The following is a 3,733-nucleotide window of genomic DNA, read 5'->3' as shown; positions in this document are numbered from 1 at the left end:
CCCTCAAGCAACTTCTTCGACAAGCGATCGCGATCGCTTCGGTGGCACAGTTCCAGCAATTGCTGAATGAGGTAAGCGAAGGTTAACCGTCCTAGAGGCGATCGCCGTTTTCAAACTCTCGAAAATGGCGATCGCCTCTTCCAGTTTTTCTTGGCTGCTTTTTTAGCCAAATGTTTCCAGAGTTCGGGTTCTACTGAGACGGGCAAGTTTGAATCTGTATCTCGTTATCAAGAGAACCGATCGCCCAAGAACTATGTAGCATTATTATCCCGGGTGAAACTGCGATCGCCTCTGCTGCGTCTAGTTGGACCAACTGTTTAGAAATTCTCAAATCAATGATGTTTAGAAAACCCAAAATAATTGCAACAATTCTCTTGGCATTCGCGATCGCTGTTGCTGTTCATTGGATTGGGTTCGATCGCCCGAACTTCGCCCAATCCCCTGTTTCGGAAACCACCATTTCGGCCAATTCCCTAGAATTAGCACCTCCGATTGACTGTACTTTAGATGAGGATTGCTTTATTTTGCTGTATCCCGATCGCGACCCCGGACCCGGAGAGGTGGATTTCGGTTGTGGACGGCAAACTTATGATGGTCACAAAGGCACCGATTTTGGCATTGCCAATACGGACAAAATGAATGCTGGGGTTGCAGTGATTGCTTCGGCCCCCGGTAAGGTGTTGCGGGTCCGAGATGGGGTCAGCGATCGCCTGATTATGGACCCGCAGCAAGTAGAAGCAATTGAAGGGCGAGAATGTGGCAATGGGGTGTTTATCGAACATGGCAATGGGTGGGAAACCCAATACTGTCACCTCCGCAATGGTAGCGTTGCAGTGACTCCCGGAATGGAGGTGGATACGGGGACAGTGTTAGGAATGGTAGGCGCTTCTGGGGCGGCATCGTTCCCGCACGTTAATATTACCGCGTTGTATAAAGGAACGGTGGTTGATCCGTTTGTGGGACCGGAAGCGGGTCCCGGTTGTCAGGTGTCGCGGAGTCCGATTTGGACGGTTCCCCTGGATTATACACCGACGGGGGCGATCGATGCCGGTTTTGCGGATACTCCTCCAGAAATGAACGATTTGTGGGAAGGGGGGTTTGCTCAAGGTGAGCTATCTCAAGATATTCCGGCCCTATTGTTCTGGGTACATACCTACGGTGTGTTAGCGGGGGATAGTTATCAGTTTAAGTTGATTGCACCGAATGGACAGGCGATCGCGGAAGATACCAAGGAAATCAATTCTCCGAGTAAAACCTGGATGGGGTATGTCGGTAAGCGCAACAATCCCGATCGCCCGATCGCACCGGGGGTTTGGCGCGGCGAGTATCAACTGATCCGAGAGGGCGAGGTGCTGGTGAATCTCGTTCGGGAAATTGAAGTGAAGTGAGATACAACCTCGTGTCATGGCTGAAGCCGTGACACGAGTATAGCGGTTCTCGGACTTGTGGGGTACAGATATTTATAGGAGTGCGTAAAGCCTGAGCCCGGGCTTCGCTGTGCGGCGTAGCGTGTACGCGCGAGCCCAAACATCTTGCTCGCTATCCTACCTATAAAGCGAGCAAGATGCTCACACTCCTATAAATTGTACGCGAATAACACTGGGAAACGCTATATATAGGTCATGGGAGAGGCACTTTGGAGGACTGGAGGCAGAGCCTCCATAAGTGCGTGACTCGGCAGAGCCAAGTCACGAGTATGCTGTTATTTTTCGCTCATTGCTTCTATCCCTATCCAATCTTTAGGAGTACCTTGTTTGATATATTTCTCACAACGTTGTAAATACAGAAGCGCCGCCCGATCGCTGGGGTTAAGGGTGATAATTTGCTGAAAGAGGGTTTGGGATTGCTCGAAATTGCCTTCGGTATAGCAGGCGATCGCCATTTCAAACTGGGCTAAGGTTTTGCTTTTGAGTTCGATGCAGTCGTGGGGTTCGGAATTGTAAATTTCAAAGACGGCTACACTGACTTTTTTGCCTTTGACTTGGACTCGATCTAAAAATCGATATTGATACATCTCCCGGTTTTCCAGTTGATTTAAGGTATCTTCACTAATTAAAATGGCAGAACCATATTGTTTAGTTAATCCCTCTAATCGGGAGGCTAAATTGACCGCATCAGAAATCACGGTACTTTCCATCCGTTCGGCTTCGCCAATGGTTCCTAGCATTAAACTTCCGGTATGCAAACCAATGCCGATTTGAATCGGAATTTGTCCGGTTTCCTGGCGATGTTCGTTAAATAATTTGACTTGATCTTGCATGGCGATCGCCCCGGATACGGCATCATCGGCAGAGTTGGGGAAAAGGGCCATAATCGCATCGCCAATATATTTATCGATGAACCCGTTGCGATCGCGGATAATCGGACTGACGCGGCTTAAGTAACTATTAATAAAATGGAAAGTTTCTTCGGGGGACATTTCCTCGGATAGGCTGGTAAAATCTCGAATATCCGAAAATAATACAGTCATTTCTTTTTTGATATGATTGCCCAATTTCACATCTACGATACTTTCTTGGCCGAGGAAATGCAAAAAGTCATGGGGGACAAATCGTCCATAAGCGGCATTAATTTTAGCGAGACGAATATGAGTTTTAATCCGGGTAAGCAGTTCGTTTTTATTAAAGGGTTTCATTAAATAATCATTGGCCCCGGCGCTAAATCCTTCTACGAGGTCCGAGACTTGATTTTTGGCAGTAAGCATGACGATGGGGAGGTCGATCGCCGGGAATTTTTGGCGGATTTTTTCGCAGACTTCATATCCAGTCATGCGAGGCATCATGACATCGAGTAGGATTAAATCGGGCTTAAATCCATTTTCAATAATTTCTAGGGCTTTTAGACCATTGGCGGCGCGGGTAATGGCATAATTTTGCAGGGACAGGGTATTGGCGAGAACTTGCAGGTTGATCGGTTCATCATCGACGATTAAAATTTTGAATTCTGCCCCCTCACTGACGTAAATTTCTGTGGCTAGAACTGGGTTATTTCCAGGGGGCCGTTGAGTCACCGGGTCCCGGGTACGGATGAGGATTTCGGGATAAACAAAGGGGGGTTTTGCGGGGGCGACAGCGGCGATTGTGCTGGGTAAGGTAAAGGTAAAGCGCGACCCTTTTCCGACTTCGGATTCGACATCAATTGTTCCGTGATGTAATTCGATGAGTTGCTTGGCGATCGCCAATCCCAATCCAGTTCCGCCATATTCTCGGGCGGTGGAACCATCCGCTTGTTCAAAGGATTCAAAAATGCGACTGAGTTTGTCTTGGGGAATGCCAATTCCAGTATCGGTGACGGTAATGGCTACAAAGTCTTCTACAATTTTAGCCGAAACTTCGACCAAGCCGGATTCGGTGAATTTGATGCCATTTCCTATGAGGTTATGGAGGATTTGCTGAACCCGATTTTCATCGGCATTAACGGCGATAAAGTCCGGGGTGATGGCATTAATCAGTTGCAAGTCTTTATCCCCAATTAGAGGTTTACTGAGGTTGAGGACGACTTGGGCGATCGCCCGCAAATCCAAGGGTTTGAGTTGCAGTTCGATATTTTTATGTTTAAGTTGAGAAAAATCCAGGATATCATTGACTAAATGGGATAACCGGCGACCGCTGGTGGTGATGGTTTCTAGATTATAAATGGTTTCTTCTGATAAGGGTCCGGTCACCCCATCAATTAATGAATCGGCAATGCCAATAATCCCATTGAGGGGAGTGCGGAGTTCATGGGAGGTATT

3 protein-coding genes are annotated in these 3,733 nt (G+C 47.7%); 2 read left to right on the top strand and 1 reads right to left on the bottom strand.

Going from position 1 to position 3,733, the window contains the following annotated elements:
* Positions 1-150: 150 nt before the first annotated feature.
* Both J0895_RS22210 and J0895_RS22205 read left to right on the top strand, forming a co-directional pair.
* Positions 151-321, top strand: coding sequence for a hypothetical protein (locus J0895_RS22210; protein ID WP_207090172.1), 171 nt, complete (start codon positions 151-153; stop codon positions 319-321).
* Positions 322-335: 14 nt separating this feature from the next.
* Positions 336-1,388, top strand: a complete 1,053-nt coding sequence (locus J0895_RS22205; protein WP_242541512.1) for a M23 family metallopeptidase — start codon at positions 336-338, stop codon at positions 1,386-1,388.
* 314 nt (positions 1,389-1,702) lie between these two features.
* Here J0895_RS22205 and J0895_RS22200 read toward each other — a convergent pair.
* On the bottom strand, positions 1,703-3,733 hold a 2,031-nt coding region (locus J0895_RS22200), incomplete at its 5' end, for an ATP-binding protein (protein ID WP_207090171.1).

The sequence above is a fragment of the Phormidium pseudopriestleyi FRX01 genome (genome assembly GCF_017313335.1).
Classification (GTDB): domain Bacteria; phylum Cyanobacteriota; class Cyanobacteriia; order Cyanobacteriales; family Laspinemataceae; genus Laspinema; species Laspinema pseudopriestleyi.
This window is presented reverse-complemented; position numbering and strand designations above follow the sequence as displayed.

Excerpts from the sequence above, each read along its gene's own strand:
- J0895_RS22205 (WP_242541512.1), top strand. The coding sequence starts at position 336 with ATGATGTTTAGAAAACCCAAAATAATTGCAACAATTCTCTTGGCATTC.